This is a genomic window from Myxococcaceae bacterium JPH2 (genome assembly GCA_016458225.1).
GTDB lineage: Bacteria > Myxococcota > Myxococcia > Myxococcales > Myxococcaceae > Citreicoccus.
In genome coordinates, this window is sequence record JAEMGR010000143.1 from 1 (window position 1) to 297 (window position 297).

At 51.9% G+C, this 297-nt stretch carries 1 protein-coding gene; it reads left to right on the forward strand.

What is annotated here, in order from left to right:
• A partial coding sequence (locus tag JGU66_36495) for an IS6-like element IS26 family transposase (GenBank protein ID MBJ6766277.1) occupies nucleotides 1–297 on the forward strand: 297 nt, incomplete at both ends.

Here is a 297-nt window from a genome sequence, read left to right on the forward strand (position 1 = left end):
GTAACAGCAAAGCTGCATACCGGTTTCTGGGTAAAATCCTCAACAACGTGAAGAAGTGGCAGATCCCGCGATTCATCAACACGGATAAAGCGCCCGCCTATGGTCGCGCGCTTGCTCTGCTCAAACGCGAAGGCCGGTGCCCGTCTGACGTTGAACACCGACAGATTAAGTACCGGAACAACGTGATTGAATGCGATCATGGCAAACTGAAACGGATAATCGGCGCCACGCTGGGATTTAAATCCATGAAGACGGCTTACGCCACCATCAAAGGTATTGAGGTGATGCGTGCACTAC